Annotated in this window: 12 protein-coding genes and 1 pseudogene; 7 read left to right on the top strand and 6 right to left on the bottom strand. The window is 30.5% G+C overall.

The genetic code is table 11. The features are described 5' to 3' along the window. Positions 1–46 precede the first annotated feature (46 nt). Positions 47–3,454, bottom strand: a complete 3,408-nt coding sequence (locus ACIQ2I_RS02045; RefSeq protein WP_396180772.1) for a hypothetical protein — start codon at positions 3,452–3,454, stop codon at positions 47–49. Positions 3,455–3,574: 120 nt separating this feature from the next. On the opposite strand from ACIQ2I_RS02045, the gene ACIQ2I_RS02040 reads away from it, so the two are divergent. The 4 genes from ACIQ2I_RS02040 (at position 3,575) to ACIQ2I_RS02025 (ending at position 8,833) form a co-directional block, all read left to right on the top strand. Continuing rightward, positions 3,575–4,888 (top strand): serine hydrolase domain-containing protein, encoded by a 1,314-nt coding sequence (locus ACIQ2I_RS02040; protein ID WP_396180771.1) that lies wholly within the window; start codon positions 3,575–3,577, stop codon positions 4,886–4,888. Between the two features lie 33 nt (positions 4,889–4,921). Then, positions 4,922–6,037 (top strand): lipid-A-disaccharide synthase, encoded by a 1,116-nt coding sequence (lpxB, locus tag ACIQ2I_RS02035; RefSeq protein WP_396180770.1) that lies wholly within the window; start codon positions 4,922–4,924, stop codon positions 6,035–6,037. Positions 6,038–6,071: 34 nt separating this feature from the next. Then, a complete protein-coding gene (locus ACIQ2I_RS02030; protein ID WP_396180769.1) occupies positions 6,072–6,743 on the top strand; it encodes a C40 family peptidase in 672 nt (223 codons plus the stop codon). Positions 6,744–6,823: 80 nt separating this feature from the next. After that, a complete protein-coding gene (locus tag ACIQ2I_RS02025; protein ID WP_396180768.1) occupies positions 6,824–8,833 on the top strand; it encodes a ComEC/Rec2 family competence protein in 2,010 nt (669 codons plus the stop codon). Position 8,834: 1 nt separating this feature from the next. On the opposite strand, the gene ACIQ2I_RS02020 is transcribed toward ACIQ2I_RS02025, so the two are convergent. Genes ACIQ2I_RS02020 through ACIQ2I_RS02005 form a run of 4 tightly spaced genes read right to left on the bottom strand, consistent with a single transcriptional unit; the run spans position 8,835 to position 14,779 of the window. Further along, the gene (locus ACIQ2I_RS02020; RefSeq protein ID WP_396180767.1) at positions 8,835–9,299 is read right to left on the bottom strand and encodes a thioredoxin family protein; all 465 of its coding nucleotides are present in this window, start codon (positions 9,297–9,299) and stop codon (positions 8,835–8,837) included. A gap of 53 nt (positions 9,300–9,352) precedes the next feature. Then, entirely contained in the window at positions 9,353–11,101 is a 1,749-nt protein-coding gene (locus ACIQ2I_RS02015; RefSeq protein ID WP_396180766.1) for a peptide MFS transporter, read from the bottom strand. A gap of 16 nt (positions 11,102–11,117) precedes the next feature. Further along, positions 11,118–12,605: a peptide MFS transporter gene (locus ACIQ2I_RS02010; protein WP_396180765.1), complete on the bottom strand. Its 1,488-nt coding sequence runs from the start codon at positions 12,603–12,605 to the stop codon at positions 11,118–11,120. Between the two features lie 2 nt (positions 12,606–12,607). After that, on the bottom strand, positions 12,608–14,779 hold the full coding sequence (locus ACIQ2I_RS02005; RefSeq protein WP_396180764.1) for a S9 family peptidase: 2,172 nt from the start codon (positions 14,777–14,779) through the stop codon (positions 12,608–12,610). A gap of 135 nt (positions 14,780–14,914) precedes the next feature. On the opposite strand from ACIQ2I_RS02005, the gene ACIQ2I_RS02000 reads away from it, so the two are divergent. The 3 genes from ACIQ2I_RS02000 (at position 14,915) to ACIQ2I_RS01990 (ending at position 17,877) form a co-directional block, all read left to right on the top strand. Further along, positions 14,915–16,219: a hydroxymethylglutaryl-CoA reductase, degradative gene (locus ACIQ2I_RS02000; RefSeq protein WP_396180763.1), complete on the top strand. Its 1,305-nt coding sequence runs from the start codon at positions 14,915–14,917 to the stop codon at positions 16,217–16,219. A gap of 84 nt (positions 16,220–16,303) precedes the next feature. Continuing rightward, positions 16,304–17,224 carry a GYDIA family GHMP kinase gene (locus ACIQ2I_RS01995; protein ID WP_396180762.1) on the top strand — a complete coding sequence of 307 codons (921 nt, stop codon included), beginning with the start codon at positions 16,304–16,306 and terminating at the stop codon, positions 17,222–17,224. Between the two features lie 77 nt (positions 17,225–17,301). Next, positions 17,302–17,877, top strand: coding sequence for a hypothetical protein (locus ACIQ2I_RS01990; protein ID WP_396180761.1), 576 nt, complete (start codon positions 17,302–17,304; stop codon positions 17,875–17,877). Here ACIQ2I_RS01990 and ACIQ2I_RS01985 read toward each other — a convergent pair. Next, positions 17,874–18,269, bottom strand: a pseudogene (locus ACIQ2I_RS01985) (SDR family NAD(P)-dependent oxidoreductase); the annotation flags it as partial. The gene ACIQ2I_RS01990 and the pseudogene ACIQ2I_RS01985 sit on opposite strands and share 4 nt — an antisense overlap.

Raw genomic sequence — 18,269 nt, 5'->3', positions numbered from 1 at the left:
ATAAATTCGGAATGACAAAATTCTGACTTTTTAGAACGCCTATTTTTTAGAAAAACGCCCGCAACTGAATGGTTCCTGTATGAACGGTTTTACTTGTTTCTGATTTTCGTCCGTTATAATTTATGGAAACATCTAAAAATTGGGTAATATTTTTCTGGAATAGAAGTTGCCAAGTGGAATTTTTCCCGTTTTGTAATCCTTCTAATAATTGAAATCCAACAGGAGAGGCAACACTTCCCATGAAATCATTATTGATATAAGTGAACATTCCATTCAAAGAAAATCCTTTTTCTGTATTCCAATTAAATGACGTACCTAATTGTTGTTGTTTTAATTTTTCTAAATTCCCAAGTATATTTTCTTTACTAATATTTTCATAAAAAAGATCCCAACTTGCGTTTTTAGAAAAAATATAGGAAACTTTAGCCCCCATTTCTAACCCCGAAAGGTTAAAATTTCGAGTGGCATAATTATCAGAGATACTTTTTATATTTGAAGTACTGGTTTGCAATTGAAAAAGCCAAAATTTTTGTACTAAATGTACATATTGCAACTGGTGATTTTTAAGATAATTTTCTTGACTTCCAAAATTTAAAACGTTTTTTAACGAGCTAGAATTAAAAGTATAGGTAATAGAATTTTTTTGTTTCCCTTTATTAAAAAACAAACTGTTTCTAAAATTATTGTTCAATCCTATTAAATTTGAATCATTTTTTGCGAAAGGATTCCATTCAAATGCATTGGAATTTCGAGTAATTTTTTTATCAATTATTAAGGATGTTTGGTTGTAAAATTTAGATAAAAACTTCTTAACTCCTGTTTCATTTTGCCAAGCATTCCCATTGAAAGTAAGCGTTTGACTCAATTTATTTTGATACGTTCTAATAAATATTTGATTGGGCAGAAATATTTTTATGTATTTGGCTAAATCTGAAAAAGTAGCGATTTCAAATTCCTGCAACTCTTGAACAGAATTATTATTATAATCATTCCACATATAAACGCCTCGCCCTGCATCTACTTCTAAAAAAGTAAACTCTTGCTGGGCGATACTTCCCGAATTGTTTTCGTAAAAAGTAGTAGTTTGTATCAGTTGGTTGAAAAAGGAATCAGAATAGTTGAATCTGGAATTTATAGAAGGTTCAGTAGCGCGATTATCTGTAAATTTTAAAGTTCTATAATTAATGAAAACACCTAAATTCCTTCTTTCGTTTTTAATGATTTGAGATTTTAAATAGGTCGAAAAAGAGGTGTTTACTCTTTGTAAAAGATTGTTTTTAATACTGTCATTTTGTCTCATTAAATATCCTATTTCGGCAAATACTTTTGTGGAATCTCCACGGCCAATAAAGTTTCCATATTCTGTAAACCGTTGACTAAAATTGCTTAGAATTTTCGTTTGATTTGACATTTCTTTATTATTTTCAAATCTAAAATTAGCTCCTACATAGTTTTTTTTATAGTTATATTTTGCAACATTTTGACTTCTTAAAAAATCAGATGTACTTGAACTATTTTTACTATTCATGAAACTAATTTGTGTTTGAAGTACCAAATTTTTGTTTTTTGAAAAAGTTTGCAAAGCGTGTTTGTTACCAGAAAAATTGTTAGAGTAGTCTAATTTTTCAAATTGGTATTTTCCAAATGTTTTCCATTTTAAACTATCTTTTTGAACCGAATTATATTGAAAACCACCAACTAACAATGTCTGATTTCCTAATGGATTGGTAAGGTTCCAATCTCTATTAAATTCAATATTGTATAATCGCTCAATTGGTTTAAAATTTTCATGAATATAATTTACAGACGCAAAAGATTGCACCCGAATCCCTTTAGAAAATAATTGTTGTTTCAAATTAAATTTAGTGGCAATTCCTTGATTGTTGCTGTCGTCTAAATTAGAATATAAATTTTTGTCGTTATTAGAAATGGCAATTTCAGTTTCAATTTCTGTTTTTTCTGTTGGTGAATACGAACTTACAATTGTAGCAATTTGAATTTTTGTTGGCGCAATTAGTTTTACAATCGGGTCATAATTTCCTTGTGGAATTCCTGAAATTGGCGCTACATATTCGTAAATTTTACCAATAGTATTGCTGCTTGCCAAAATATAATTTCCTAAATTATTTCCTAAGAAAGTAAATTTCACTTGGTATAAAGTTTGCGTTGGATCTGCAGAAAATTCAAATATTTCAATGCCGCCAAATGTTGATTTTTTATACAATATTTTATTTTCCGAATACGAATCTATATAAGCTGAAGGCGCATTCATTAAGTCAATATTGTCGCCTGCAAATTGTAAAGTTTGCACTTGATTTTCAGATAAACTTTGTTGTAACGGTTGGTTTTTTATGTCATTTTCATTGTACACATAAGCGCCAATACTAAATTTTTCACTTTCGTGTTTAAATCCTCCATAGCTTAAAAAACGGGTAAAATTTCTATCCGAATATTGATATTCCATTACAATTCGCATTTCGGAAGTTATGGGAAAAGTGGCGTTAAAAATAATTTCTCCTGCGTTATAATCTATTATGTAATCTTTGTTTTCGCCACGTTCTTTTAAAATTCCGTTTACATATACTCGTTCCGAACCAGAAATAATTAACACATATAATTCGCCGCTATTGCCACGTAATTTGTAGGGTCCCTGATTGCCTTCTTGTCCTGTAAAATTACTTTTTGCATATTGCCCACGAACCAAAGAGGCCGCAAAGAACAACTCATTTTTATTAGTATTTCCCCAATTAAAATGCGAAGAAAGACCTTGGACTTTTTTGTTAAAATTTAAAAAACTTGTTTTTCTATTTTCTAAAAATAAATCACCTGCTCTTATGTTCCAGTTTTTTGATGATAGTTCAATAAATATTTGATCAAATTCGTCAATTTTTTGAGAATATCCGCCTTCTTGCAAAGGAATATTACTGTCTTGAATGGATGCTTTTAACGTGATATCATCAGATAATTTACCGGAAATTTGCAAATCCAAATTGGAATTTAAAACTGTATTTTGGTTGTTTCCCACTGTAAATCCTCGAGAAATACTTCCATTGGTTTGCAGGCCATTAAAAATAGGAATTTGTTTTTTAGTATTTTCTGAAAACGTTAGTAATCTCCCGTTTTCATTTGGGACAATTTTATTTTCATCGTAAATAGTATAGGTTTTCGTTAAAAAATTTGGCAATTTATAATATTCAACACGTACCGAATCTTGAAATGTTTTTTTGAAAATTAATTTTTTAGTTTGATAATTGAAAGCATAAAATGAGGTGTCAATTTCTTGTTTGTTTGAAGAGAAAATTTTAAATGAATTTGGGTTTAATGCCGAAGAATCAATAAGTATTTCTTTATTTGTATAAGCAAATTTTTTACTTTTGAAGGCATTGTTTTTCTCTTGACTAAAGCCAACAGAAACGCTACAAAAAAATAAAAGACAAATAATTTGTTTATACATACGGTAAAAGTACTGATATTTGTATAAACGTGAAAATTTCGATTTTTGTATGCCAATCTATTTACTTAATTTCGTAATTGTTTTACAACAATTTACAACCTACTTAAAACCCAAATTACAATGAAAAAAAACATTTCTATTTTATTTTTATTTATTTCTTTAGTCACATTTGCTCAAGAAATACGTTTTGCACGAATTGATAGTTTGTTGCATTATTTATATGAGAACGACAAATTTATGGGTTCGCTTTGTATCCGACAAGGCGACGAAGTGGTTTTTAAACAAGCTTATGGCTATTCAGAAGCTACTAGAGGCGTCAGAGCAAATACCGCTACGAAATACAAAATTGGTTCTGTTTCTAAAACGTTTACTGCAACTATGATGATGCAATTGGTGGAAGAAAAAAAGATTTTATTAAGCACAAAATTGAATCGGTTTTTTCCAAAAATTGACCAATCTGATAAAATTACAATCGAACATTTGTTGTACCAACGAACAGGTATAAAAGATTATGCAAATGCAGATACAACACTAACAGATGTTTTTGGAAAACCAAATATTAAGGAATTAGTACTTAAAAAAATAGAAAATTACACTTCTATTTTTGAACCTAATACCAAGCACGAATATAGTAATTCTAATTATTTCATTTTAGGATTAATTATTGAAAAAATTACAAAAAAATCATTTGCTGAAAATTTGAAAACCAGAATTTCAGATAAATTAGAGTTAAAAAACACCTATTATACAAACGAAAAAACAGATGTTTCTAAAAGAGAAAGTTATTCGTACATGTTTAATGGAGAAAATTGGGAAAAAATTGAAGAGTGGAATAACGACATTGCTTTTTCTTCCGGTGGAATTATTTCTACACCAGAAGATTTAACAAAATTTATTCGTTCCCTTTTTAAAGGAAATTTAGTTACTCCAGCTTCATTGGAATTGATGAAAACACTCAAAGACACTTATGGAATGGCTTTAATCCGTTTTCCTTTTGGAGAAAGAAAATTTTACGGACACAACGGAAAAATTGAAGGTTTTGAATCGACAATGGGGTTTTATGAAAAAGACGATTTGTCAATTTCTCTAATTGTAAACGGCGAAAATTATAGTCAAAACGACATTATGATTGGAATTTTAAGTATTTATTATAAGTTACCTTATCCGTTTCCGAATTTTAAAAAGTTAGATGCAGAATTAATTCAAAAATATTCAGGAACCTTTGCATCAAAAGAGATTCCATTAAATATAACTGTGTTTGAAAAAGAAGGAAATTTGTTAGCACAAGCAACAGGACAACCGAGTTTTCCATTAACTTTTTCAAGAGATAACGTTTTTGTCTTTGTTCAGGCTGGAATAGAAATTGAGTTTACATCTGCTACTACTTTCATTCTAAAACAAGGTGGCCAAAAATTTAATTTTACTAAAGAATAGAATTATTTATATTAGCCAATTAATTGATTCAAAATGAAATATTACATAGTAGCTGGCGAAGCATCTGGCGATTTACACGGTTCTAACTTAATGAAAGCCATTTTTGCAAAAGATCCAACTGCAGAAATACGTTTTTGGGGTGGCGATTTAATGCAAAATGTGGGTGGGACTTTAGTAAAACACTATCGTGAATTAGCTTTTATGGGTTTTGCCGAAGTGATTATGAATTTGCGAACCATTTTAGGTAATATTTCTGTTTGTAAAAAAGACATTTTGCAATTTCAGCCCGACACAATAGTTTATATTGATTATCCTGGTTTCAATATGCGAATTGCGAAATGGGCTAAGAAATTAGGCATTCAAAATCAGTATTATATTTCCCCTCAAATTTGGGCATGGAAAGAAAACCGCATCAAAGACATCAAGCGTGATATCGATAAAATGTTCGTGATTTTGCCTTTTGAAAAAGATTTTTACGAGAAAAAACATCATTTTCCAGTCGAATTTGTTGGTCATCCGTTAATTGATGCGATTGCAGATCGAGAAGCAATAACTTTTGAAAAATTTACTACTGAAAATAATTTAACTAACCAACCCATTATTGCTTTGTTACCAGGTAGTAGAAAGCAAGAAATCGAAAAAATGCTTTCCATTATGCTTTCGGTTGTAGCAAAATTTCCTGATTATCAATTTGTAATTGCTGGCGCACCAAGTCAAGAATATCAATTTTACAAAACTTTTTTAACCACAGAAAATGTAAAATTTGTAAGTAATAAAACCTACGATTTACTAAGTGTATCCCACGCTGCGTTAGTAACATCTGGAACAGCCACTTTAGAAACAGCTTTGTTTAAAGTGCCTCAAATAGTGTGTTATAAAGCAAATAAAATTTCTTATGAAATTGCAAAACGCATCATTACTTTAAAATTTATTTCTTTAGTTAATTTAATAATGAACAAAGAAGTGATAAAAGAATTAATTCAAAATGAGCTAAATAGCAATAATTTAGAAATCGAATTGCACAAAATTTTATCTGGAAAATCCAGAGAAATCATTCAAAATGAATACGAAATTTTAGAACAAAAGTTAGGAGGAAAAGGGGCAAGTGAAAAAACAGCAAATGGTATAATTTCTTCAATTAAAATATAATTTGTAAATTTATACTTCATAAAACCCCAAAAAAATGAAAAAAGCTATTTATATTTTACTACTAACTATTTTTTTGTACAGTTGTAAAACCCTTCAGAAGCCCGCAATTGTTACTTCAAAACAAGTGGCTCAAAAAACAGGAAGTTATACTTTTACAGAAAAAACAGGATTAGAAAAAACAGCAAAACCTACTAAAAAAGAATTAAAAGCTATTGAAAAAGCGAAATATAAAGCCACTCAGGATAGCATTGAACAATCTAAAATAAAAGTAGTTGTAGAAGAAGAAACGCCACAAGATTTTACGCCTACATTTGAAGTTTCAGACTACATAAAACAACAAATTCTTAATGTTGCCGCAGAAAGTTTAGGTTCGCCATACAGAGGAGGAGGTTCTACTCCGGCTGGTTTTGATTGTTCTGGTTTTGTAACGTATACGCTAAATCAATTTGATATTTCATTGCCAAGAAATTCGGCCGAAATGGCGCAAATTGGGAAACGTATTTTAAAAAAAGATGCCAAAGCTGGCGATTTAATTTTTTTTAAAACCAATGGCAGCTACATTAGTCATGTTGGAATAGTAACAGAAAATACGGACGGAATTATTCAATTCATTCATTCCTCTACAAGTAGTGGGGTAGTGTATTCCTCAACCTCTGAAGGCTATTATGCAAGAACTTTTGTTGGTGTAAATAGGATTTTAGAGTAAACATTAGTTTCTTAATTCCAACAATTTTTATTGAAAAACAACGCCCAATTGTTTTTCTAGTTTAACAAACCTACTAAATAATGAAATTTATTACATTCCCAATAGTACCCATACTTGCCGGTTTTAGTATTGGAATTGTAATGCAATATTACTTTTCCATTCCTTTATTTTATATTTTAATTGGATTGTTTTTAAGTCTAATTTGTTTTTGCATTGGATATTTTCTTAATATTAAAAAGAAATTAAATTACTTGTTTTTTGAAAGTTTTGTAGTGCTTTTGTGTTTAAACTTAGGTGTTCTGTCTAGTTATTTTAATGTTCAAATTAATTCAAAATCACATCTTTCTAATTTTATTTCAGAAAAAAATATTGTTCAAGGCGTGGTGTTTGAGAAGTTAAAATCCAGCACGTATTATGATAAATTTATTTTAAAAATAGCGCAAATTAACACACAAAATTGTATCGGTAAAATAATCCTTTATATACCAAAAAAGCAGAATAAGGAAATAGAAGTTGGCAACAAAATAAAGTTATTTGAAACACCAAAATTAATTCAAAATGTATTAAATCCAAATCAATTTGATTATGCTAAATATTTGAATAATCAGAATATTTTTCATGAAATTAAAATCAAAGAAACAAATACAATATTTGTTTCAACGGACTCCAATTTTTATTATTATATCAATTTAATTAAATCGAAATTATTAAAAAGTTATGATGTAAAAAGCTTTAAAACAGACAATTATAACCTATTAATGGCGTTGCTTTTTGGTGAAAAAACCGAATTGTCCAAAGAAATCACCTCTAATTACACACAAGCAGGTATTATGCATATTTTAGCTATTTCAGGTCTACACATTGCATTAATTTACGGAATTATACTTTGGCTAACAAAACCATTCCTTCGATTAAAAAAAGGTAAGTCATATATCTTTCTTCTTTCGTTATGTATCTTATGGTTTTATGCAATTTTAGCTGGATTTTCTGCTTCAATTGTTCGTGCGGCGGTTATGTTTTCAGTAGTTGCTTTAGCAAAAATTGTTAACAGACAATCTAATATTTACAATTCTTTAGCTGTATCTGCTTTACTATTATTAGTTTATAATCCAAATTATCTTTTTGATGTTGGATTTCAATTGAGCTTTGCTGCTGTTTTAAGTATTGTAATTTTTCAGCCCTTGGTTAGAAAATATAGTTATGATAAGAAAATAATTATCTTAAAAACTAAAGAATTATTACTTATTTCTTTGGTGGCTCAAATTGGGGTTTTACCCTTAGTATTGTATTATTTCGGACAATTTCCATTATTGTTTTTAGTGGCTAATTTAATTGCGATTCCGCTTTCTAGTATCATTTTAATTTTAGGTTTGGCATTGATTCCTTTCAATTTTTTGTTTCCGAAAGCTGCGGTTTATTTGAGTGTTTTAGTCAATTTTTTAATCGAAATAATGAATACTTTTACTGCTTGGATTGTAAAATTTGATGTTTTCATTATCAGAAATATTGCTTTTCATGAAGTATTAGTTTTGATGTTATATTTTATTATTGGCACATTTCTTTATTTCATTTATTTCTCAAACATTAAAAATTTACAACCAATATTAGCTGCCGTTTTGATTTTTCAATTGGGTTATTTTTATCTTAATTTTAGTGAAAAAAATAATAATGAATTTGGTATTTTTAATATCATGAAAAACACGCTTTTTGTTGAAACTAAAAATAACGAATCTGTTTTTTACACAGATGATTTTGCTAATTCTAAAAAAACAATTGAATCGTATACAAGAGGAAAGTTTGTTGCAAATTATCGAATAGCACCTATTAAAAATGTTTTTAATTTTACTAAAAAAATTCTTTGTGTTGACAGTGCGGGAGTATATAATACGAAGCAAAAACCAGAAATTGTATTACTAATTCAATCGCCAAAAATTAATTTGAAACGCTTAATTTCTATTATTAAACCAGAACAAATTATAGCAGATGGGTCTAATTATAAAAGTTATATAAAACATTGGAAAGTAACTTGTGAGCAAGAAAAAATCCCTTTTCATGCCACTGCCGAAAAGGGATTTTATAGATTGAAATAAATTATTTCTTTTGGATAATTTTATTAGCGCCTTCAAGCCATACTTGCGGGCCGCCAGCTACATAGCCCGAACTTCCTAATGCATTTAAATTTACTTTTGCATCTGCGGTTTTTGTTGCGTTAACAAACCAAACTGTAGGATAGCCTCTAACTTGCAATTGTTGTTGTAATTGTGCATTTTGTGATTTTACCGCATCCGTTTGTTCGTTTTTTCTTGGGAAGTCTAGTTCTACTAAAATTACATTATCTGAAGCCCATTTTACAAATTCGGGTGTTCTAAAAACTTCTTTTTGTAATCGAATACACCAACCACACCAATCAGAGCCTGTAAAAAACAGAAACATAGGTTTATTTTCTTTAATAGATAAATTGGAAGCAACAGACACATCTGTGTACCACTTTAATTCTTGACTTTGAGCAATAAATCCACTAATTAAAAAAGTGAATATTAAAATTATTTTTTTCATGTTCTTCATTTTATAAAACAAAAATAAGCAAATTTAGTATCAAGTTTTGTTGTTTATCTAACACCGTGCATTAATTTTTTAATAACTGGTGACATAACAAATGAAAGTAAAGCTACAATCAATGAAATAATAGCTAACATCCAAAAGAAATAACTCAATCCTTTTTCGTCGGCAATTTTATCAATGTTTTCACCAAATTTAGCAGCGCCTTTCATCCCAATTGCAACGGCTAAATACCAAATTCCAAACATCATTGCAATCATTCTAGCGGGCACTAATTTACTAACATAAGATAAACCAACTGGAGAAATACAAAGTTCTGCCATAGTAACAAAAAGATATACTAAAATTAGATAAATCATACTTACAGAAGCAGTTTTTGCACCTGGTTCTATTCCTTCAGCTCCAATAGCAACCGTTATCATTCCGACTGCTAAAAACACCATTCCTAAAGCGTATTTCATATTAGCAGAAGGATTATATTTACTTTCCCACCATTTTGAAAACAAAGGAGCAAGAGCAATAATATACAAAGAATTTAGTGACGAGAACCATGAAGCAGGAACTTCTAATGAATCTTCAGAAAACTGATTTTTTAGCATCCAAAATGCTATTCCCCAAATAATAACAAAACTAGAAGCTAATACTAAATTAGCTACTGAATATTTTGCGAATGTTTGTTTAAATAACATAAATAAAACCCAGGTAATAATTGCTAATGGAACTACAACAATAGCAGCATTAACAAATTTAAAAATCATTCCAGCATCTCCATCTAAAATTCTATTGGTATAATCGTTTGCAAAAATGGTTAACGTCCCTGGAGATTGTTCAAAAATAGCCCAAAAGAAAATAGTTAAGAAGGCAAAAAAGGAAACCGCAATCATTTTTTCTTTTGTAATTTGCGAGTAACTCATTATTCTATAAGCTAATAGAAAAAGGAATAATAAGATAGCAACTAAAATAGTAAAATTATTACCCGACAATCCAATTACATCAAAATTAAAAACATCTAAAGCACCGTTTGTAATAATTTTAGCGGGTTCAAAAATAATCCAAACTAATCCTAATATGGTCATGATGCCAATTAAACCTAATTGCCAAACAGGGAATGGATTTAATTTATCGTTGTTTTCGTCTGTTAATGCCACCTCTTTTTTAACAGGTTTTAAACCAATGTCGCCAAAAATATTTTGTGATAACCAAAATTGAATTAATCCAAAAAGCATGAAGACTCCTGCTAAACCGAATCCCCAATTCCAACCTACTTGTTCTCCAAGATAACCACAAAGTACAATTCCGAAGAATGCTCCAGAATTTACACCCATATAAAAAATAGTGTAAGCTCCGTCTTTTTTTTCTGGTCGGTCTTTGTACATTTCAGAAACAATTGAAGTCATATTTGGTTTAAAAAAGCCGTTTCCAAAAACCAATAATATTAATCCTGTATATATGAAAAAAGGAGTTTCTAAAGCCATAGAGCCATGACCTAGCGTCATTAATAATGCACCAATTACAACAGCCCATCTATAGCCAATTTTTTTATCGGCAAAATAGCCGCCCATCATAGTCGAAAGATATACTAAACCTACATAGGAACCAAAAAGTGCCATTGCTTGCTCACGTGTCCAATCCCAACCACCGTTTAATGCAGTCGAAGTGAAGAACATTACTAAAAGCGCGCGCATTCCGTAGAAAGAGAATCGTTCCCACATTTCGGTGAAAAACAAGACAAACAAACCGCTTGGGTGCCCTAAAACGGTACTTTTAAAAAATTGATCGGTTGAGTTTTCTTTAATCATAAATTGGTTATTTAGTTTATTTAACTTCCTGCATTAATTTTCTAACAATTGGGGATATTGCAATAAGTACAACTCCTGCAACAACTGCATAAATCGCTAATTGTTGATATCCATCTGTATATGCTATTAATTTTTCAACTTTTGTTGCATTTTCATTTGCTTTAGCCATACCAGCACCTAAAATTCCAGCTACATATTGACCGTAAGCACTAGCTAAAAACCACATCCCCATCATTACACCTTGCAATTTTATTGGAGACAACTTTGTCATAATAGACAATCCAATCGGTGAGAGACATAATTCTCCAAAAGTAATAATTAAATAGGCTATTGTAAATACTTCCAATGATGTCATTCCTTGCGCATTAGCAAAAAAGCGCGTGGCATAAAAAACATAAAATGCTATAGCTAAAAATAAAAATCCTAATCCAAATTTTACAACTGTGTTAGGCTCAAATTTTCTCTTACTTAACCACAACCATAATAATCCAATTATTGGAGCAAAAATAATTACAAATAATGAATTTGATGCGTTGTTTATTCCGTTTGGATCAAATTTTACACCTAAAATTTTATCATCTAAATTATTTGCGGCAAATAAACTTAATGAACCACCACTTTGCTCAAAAAACGCCCAAAATAAAACAGAAAAGAGTATAAAAACTAAAGCTGCAATTAATTTTTTATTTTCTTGGATTGTAAAATTTCGCATTTCATAAAACAAATATAATAATGTTAAAGGTCCAATTGTATACATAAACATATCTGTGTATTGTGGATTTGAAACCATTATCATAATTAATGGAATTGCAACAATTGTTCCTATATAGGTTAAATACTCGTATAACTTTCTCTTAGATTTTTCTATTCCCAGCAAAGGAGAAACACCAATTGTTGACAAACTTTTTTGTGTAAAAACAAAAGTGACTAAACTAATTATCATTACAATACCTGCAAGACCAAAAGCTAGATTCCAAGAGTAACTTTTTCCAATATATACACAGGCATAACCGCCTAATAATGCTCCAACATTTATTCCAGAATAGAATAATGAAAAACCTGCATCTCTTCTAGTGTCATTGTTTTTGTACAACGCACCAACCATGGTAGAAATGTTTGGTTTAAAAAAACCAGTTCCTATTACTGTGAAGGATATTCCTAAAAAGAAAAATTGGTGTGGGTCAAAAGCTAAAATTGCGCTACCTATAATCATCATGATTCCGCCCCAAAAAAGCGATTTTCTATATCCTAATAATTTATCAGCAAATAACCCCCCTATAAATGTAAAAGCATATACAAATGCTTGTGTTGCTCCATATTGCAAATTTGCAACGTCTTCTTTCATTAAAAGTTGATCAACCATAAAGAAAGTTAACATTCCTCTCATTCCATAGAAACAGAAACGTTCCCACATTTCACTAAAAAATAAATACCAAAGCTGTTTTGGATATTTGCCTTCAAAGTTTTGAATTTCTTCTACTGATTTTGGTTCGTATATTGCCATAATTAAAGTTTTTCTAAAATAAAGTTTGTCATTTTTGTATACAATTGTAAGCGGGTTTTTCCACCGTAAATTCCGTGATTTTTATCTGGGTAAATCGCCCAATCAAATTGTTTATTGGCTTGCACCAAAGCTTCTACCATTTTCATGGTATTTTGAACATGTACGTTATCATCAGCCGTTCCATGAATTAATAAAAAGTTGCCTTTTAATTTATTTACATGAGTAATTGGCGAATTGTTATCATAACCACTTGCGTTTTCTTGGGGTGTTTCCATGTATCTTTCGGTGTAAATGCTGTCGTAATATCTCCAAGACGTTACGGGTGCAACTGCAATGGCAGATTTGAAAACATCGGCACCTTGAAAAATACAATTGGCAGCCATAAAACCACCATAAGACCATCCGAAAATGCCAATTCTTGATTTATCCACATAGCTGTAATTCCCAAAAATTTTGGCGGCATCAATTTGATCCTCTACTTCGTATTTTCCTAATTCTTTTTGGGTGCATTTTTTAAATTCGGCACCTTTAAAGCCAGTTCCTCTTCCGTCAACACAAGCTACAATATAGCCTTTTTGTGCCAACATCATAAACCAATAATCGTCTGTTCCATTCCAAGCATTGTCAACTTGTTGCGAACCCGGTCCTGAATATTGAAACATAAAAACAGGATATTTTTTAGTTGCATCAAAATCTTTTGGTTTAATCATCCAAGTATTTAATACCTGACCTTTTTCTGTAGTGATGGTTGAAAATTCTTTCGGGGCTAGGTTGTATTTTGCTAATTTTTCTTCCACAGCTTCATTCGATTGAATTTTCTTTACTTCTTTTGAAGTTTTAGAATCATTTAAAGAATAATATGGCGCGGCAGTAGCACTAGAAAAGGTGTTTATAAAATATTGGAAGTTTGGACTAAAAGTAGCCGTATTTGTTCCTGTTTTGGTTGAAAGTCTTTTTTTAGCTTTTCCGTCAATTGTAATAGAATATACATCTCTATTTATTGAACCGTTTTCTACAGATTGATAATAAATTATTTTGCTTTTTTCATCAAAACCATAATAAGCGGATACATCCCAATTTCCTTTTGTAACTTGGTTTTTCAACTTGCCAGTTTTGTCGTAATAATAAATATGATTGAAACCGTCTTTTTCTGAAGTCCAAATAAAGCTATTGTCTTTCAAAAAGGTTAAGTTGTCTGTAACATCTACGTAAGCTTTGTCTTTTTCGTTTAAAATTACTTTTTTGCTGCCAGAATTTCCATCTACAAATACTACATCTAAATTATCTTGATGGCGGTTGATTATTTGCGCACTTAAAATATTTTGATCGTTTGTCCACTTTAATCTTGCAATATAAAAATCGGTATAATTGCTTAAATCAATTTTTTGCGTTTTTGCCGCAGCAACATCATAAATATGCAACGATACTTCCGCGTTTTTTTCTCCTGCTTTTGGGTATTTAAAAACAGTTTGTGTTGGATACAAACCTTGATTGTACATATCCATTGAAAATTCAGGAACGTTTGTTTCATCAAAACGTATAAAAGCTATTTTTGTGCCGTTGGCATTCCAATCAAAAGCCCTTACAAAAGAAAACTCTTCTTCGTAAACCCAATCGGTAATTCCGTTAATGATACTGTTTTTCTTACCGTCCGAAGTAATTTGTGTTTCTTTATTTAAAAGTAAATCGAAAACATATAAATTGTTTTCGAAAGCGTAAGCCACTTTATTTCCATCTGATGAAAACGTGGGTTCTTGAATGGCTTTATCGGTAAATTTCGATAATTTTTTAGAGGCAATATCATAAACAAAATAATTGGCAGTAAATGAACGTCTAAATATGGATTCGGTGTTTGTTGCAATTAAAATCTTTTTCTCAGCTTGATCAAAAGTGTAGCTGTCAATTGAAGTTAATTCTTTGAAATCTTTCGTATCAATTAGGGTTGCAACTTTATTTAATGTGGCATAATCAAACAAATCAATTTGCGTAGTTTTAGAATTTCTTTCAAAATTCAGCACCGTATATTGATTGGTATTTTTCATGGCATTTAATTCTTCCATGCCTTTTGTTCTAAATGCGCCGCCCCAAATTTCTTCTAAAGATAATTTTTGTTGAGCAACAACTGATATTGAAGTGGTTAGCAACAATAATAGGACACTTATAAAATTTCTCATTTTTTTTGATTGTAATAACCACCAATTTTAGTGAAAATTTACGACATATTCCTAATAAAAATTGAATTTTTTACTTTCTAAGTTTTATTTTTTTAAAAATAACTTTTATTATCTTTGTCATTCAATCCGAAATTAATGGCGCAAAGTAGAACAGGTTTTTCAAAACTAAGTAAAGAAGAAAAAATAAATTGGATAGCAGAAAAACACTTTTCCAATCCGAAAGAAGCTGTTGCCCTTTTACAACGCTATCAAAATTCTGATGCTTCCCTTCAAAAATTGCATGATGAATTTGTAGAAAACACCTTAACTAATTTCTATTTACCATTAGGTGTAGCACCAAATTTTATCATTAACGGAAAAAACTTTACCATTCCGATGGCTATTGAGGAAAGCTCTGTGGTGGCTGCCGCAAGTAAAGCTGCGAAATTTTGGGGTGTACGCGGAGGTTTTAAAACGACTATTTTAGGCACAGAAAAAATTGGTCAAGTTCATTTTTTGTATGAAGGTGACAAACAAAAACTTATTGAATATTTCAATTTTGTAAAGCCAATTTTATTTACCGAAGCAGACAGTATTACTAAGAACATGCAAAAGCGTGGCGGTGGAATTTCAGATATTCAATTAATTGATAAAACGGCAGCTTTAGAAAATTATTACCAATTACATGCTACTTTTCAGACTAAAGATAGTATGGGTGCTAATTTCATTAATTCTTGTTTAGAGCAATTTGCCAAAACAGTTAAAAACAAATCAGAAGAATTTGGTATTCAATCGATTCAAATTGTAATGAGTATTTTGAGCAATTTTGTACCAAATTGTGTAGTTCGTGCTGAAGTTTCGTGCCTAGTTTCTGAACTTAATGAAGACAAAAATAATACATCAAGTGAATTTGCAGAAAAGTTTTTAACCGCTATACAAATTGCGGAAGTGGAACCATACAGAGCCGTAACACATAATAAAGGCATTATGAACGGCATCGATGCTGTAGTATTGGCTACTGGCAACGATTTTCGTGCGGTAGAAGCGGGGGTTCATGCATTTGCAAGTAAAAACGGAAGCTACACAAGTTTGTCTCACGCCAAAATAGAAAACGGGATTTTTACATTTTGGTTGGAAGTGCCTTTAGCTTTAGGAACCGTTGGCGGGTTAACTAATTTACATCCATTAGTCAAATTTTCATTAGAAATGTTAGGTAATCCTTCAGCAACGGAATTAATGGAAATTGTTGCTGTAGCAGGATTAGCTCAAAATTTTGCAGCTTTACGTTCGTTAACTACTTCCGGAATTCAACAAGGGCACATGAAAATGCATTTGAATAATATTTTAAATCAGCACCAAGCTACAAAAGAAGAAAAGCAATTGGTTTTAGCACATTTTGAAAACCAAACGGTTGCACATAACTTGGTTGTTGATTTTTTGGAATCTTTGCGAAGCATTTGATAAATCTGTGTTCCAATAAACAAAAATAAAAAAATACCTTTGCGAGCCTAGCGTAACACCTTGCGAACTTTGCGGTTAAAAAACATGAATGAAACTTACTATTCTAACGGAAAACTTCTAATAACTGGAGAGTATTTGGTCTTAAATGGCGCCAAAGCATTAGCCTTGCCTACAAAATTTGGTCAATCTTTGCGAGTGAGTTCAATTCCGAACAAAATAATTATTTGGACTAGTTTTGATGCCGATAAAAGCATTTGGTTTGAAGCCGAACTCACTTTTAACGACATTATTACAGTTAAAAATTTTGATGAGGCACATCCAATAAAGAACACTTTAGTTAAAATTTTACATCAAGCAAATTTTCAAAACCCCAATTTTTTAGCTTCAGAAACAGGGTTTAAAATTGAAACCGAATTAACTTTTCCAAGAAATTGGGGCTTAGGAACTTCTTCTACTTTAATTAATAATATTGCACAATGGTTACAGATTGATGCTTTTGAATTACTTCGAAAAAGTTTTGGAGGAAGTGGTTATGATATCGCTTGTGCGCAAAATAATTCGGCAATTACTTATCAGTTAGATGAAAAGGAACAACCCATTGTTGAGGTAGTCGATTTTTATCCGAATTATAAGGAAAATATCTATTTTGTTTATTTAAATAAAAAGCAAAATAGCCGTCATGCGATTCAAAATTACATGAATAAGCAGCAGTTTTTAACCAAAAAAACAGCAACTATTTCTGAAATCACAAATAGAATGGTACTTTCGTCAAATTTAGAAGATACCATTGATTTATTGAAACATCATGAAGTTATTTTAAGCGATATTTTAGAATTAGAAACCGTAAAAGAACGTTTGTTTTCTGATTTTAAAGGAACTATTAAAAGTTTAGGCGCTTGGGGCGGCGATTTCGTTATGGTACTATCGAAAGAAAATCCAACGCATTATTTTCATTCAAAAGGATATGAAACTATTTTATCGTATGATGAAATGATTTTGGTTTAAATGATTTATTAAACAAAAATTATTATTTTTACGTAAGTATTTCATTGATAAGCAAATAAATTTAAAAATAGTTTCGCATGAAAAAGCCACTTTTTGTATTATTAGTTTTTATTTCATTATTTTCATCTTGTTCAGAAGAAAACGCTCCTGTTGATGATACTACTGATGAACCTAATAAAGTTTTACTGCTTAAAGTAGATTATTTAACAAATATTTTTCAAGGCGGAAAAGAAACTACGTATTCAGAAAATTCAAATTCATTTACTATTTCACATCAAATAGTTGCTCCTGTAGATTTTGGAAATATTAAGTTGAAATATGATGAGATCAATCAAATTATTTTTGATGGTAATATTGTTTGGATGGGTTTGGGGCAAATACTTTATCCACAAAACATGCTTGTTGCCAATCAATTTGATGCAGTTCTGACAGCTGATGTTGTTTTTCCAACTACAAATTTTAATCCTATTTTACCGGAACCGAATCTATCAAATAATTATAATCAGGTATGGATGGCTGTGCAAAACTTGGTAAAAGTAAGACAATATTTAATTTCAAATCCAACTGGAGTGGTACATTTATATCTTTATACACCAAGTGTTGGAGTCGGAGATCCTGCCGATTGGAAATGGATTATTTTAATGAAAAATTAGTCTAATTTCATAAATTTATATCCCAAAACTTTTTCCAATTTTTCACTTGAAACAATTTTCCCAATATTAGTTTCATTTTCATTAAATAATGGAGTAATCAAATGTAACTGCTTAGCTTTTTCTGTGTAGTAATCTTTTCGTTTGGGATGATTGGGTGCGACAGCATTAAAAACTTCATTTCTTACATTGTCATGCTGAACTTGATTCAGCATCTCGCAAATAATTGCAATACAATCTTCTTGATGAATTAAATTTATTGGAGCTCCCGGATTAGCAATATTCGTTTTCCCGGCTAACATATTTATAGGATTTCGGTCTTCGCCAATTAAACCGCCAAAACGTATTATTGTGGTTTGAAAATTAGAATTATTTCGCAATAAATTTTCGACTTC

It is taken from the genome of Flavobacterium sp. (assembly GCF_044368995.1).
Lineage (GTDB): Bacteria > Bacteroidota > Bacteroidia > Flavobacteriales > Flavobacteriaceae > Flavobacterium.
Note: the sequence above shows the minus strand (reverse complement) of the source record. Positions and strands in the feature narration are given on the sequence as shown.

Coding starts and splice junctions, on each gene's coding strand:
- ACIQ2I_RS02045 (WP_396180772.1), bottom strand. CDS start 3,454: ATGTATAAACAAATTATTTGTCTTTTATTTTTTTGTAGCGTTTCTGTT.
- ACIQ2I_RS02040 (WP_396180771.1), top strand. CDS start 3,575: ATGAAAAAAAACATTTCTATTTTATTTTTATTTATTTCTTTAGTCACA.
- lpxB (WP_396180770.1), top strand. CDS start 4,922: ATGAAATATTACATAGTAGCTGGCGAAGCATCTGGCGATTTACACGGT.
- ACIQ2I_RS02030 (WP_396180769.1), top strand. CDS start 6,072: ATGAAAAAAGCTATTTATATTTTACTACTAACTATTTTTTTGTACAGT.
- ACIQ2I_RS02025 (WP_396180768.1), top strand. CDS start 6,824: ATGAAATTTATTACATTCCCAATAGTACCCATACTTGCCGGTTTTAGT.
- ACIQ2I_RS02020 (WP_396180767.1), bottom strand. CDS start 9,299: ATGAAAAAAATAATTTTAATATTCACTTTTTTAATTAGTGGATTTATT.
- ACIQ2I_RS02015 (WP_396180766.1), bottom strand. CDS start 11,101: ATGATTAAAGAAAACTCAACCGATCAATTTTTTAAAAGTACCGTTTTA.
- ACIQ2I_RS02010 (WP_396180765.1), bottom strand. CDS start 12,605: ATGGCAATATACGAACCAAAATCAGTAGAAGAAATTCAAAACTTTGAA.
- ACIQ2I_RS02005 (WP_396180764.1), bottom strand. CDS start 14,779: ATGAGAAATTTTATAAGTGTCCTATTATTGTTGCTAACCACTTCAATA.
- ACIQ2I_RS02000 (WP_396180763.1), top strand. CDS start 14,915: ATGGCGCAAAGTAGAACAGGTTTTTCAAAACTAAGTAAAGAAGAAAAA.
- ACIQ2I_RS01995 (WP_396180762.1), top strand. CDS start 16,304: ATGAATGAAACTTACTATTCTAACGGAAAACTTCTAATAACTGGAGAG.
- ACIQ2I_RS01990 (WP_396180761.1), top strand. CDS start 17,302: ATGAAAAAGCCACTTTTTGTATTATTAGTTTTTATTTCATTATTTTCA.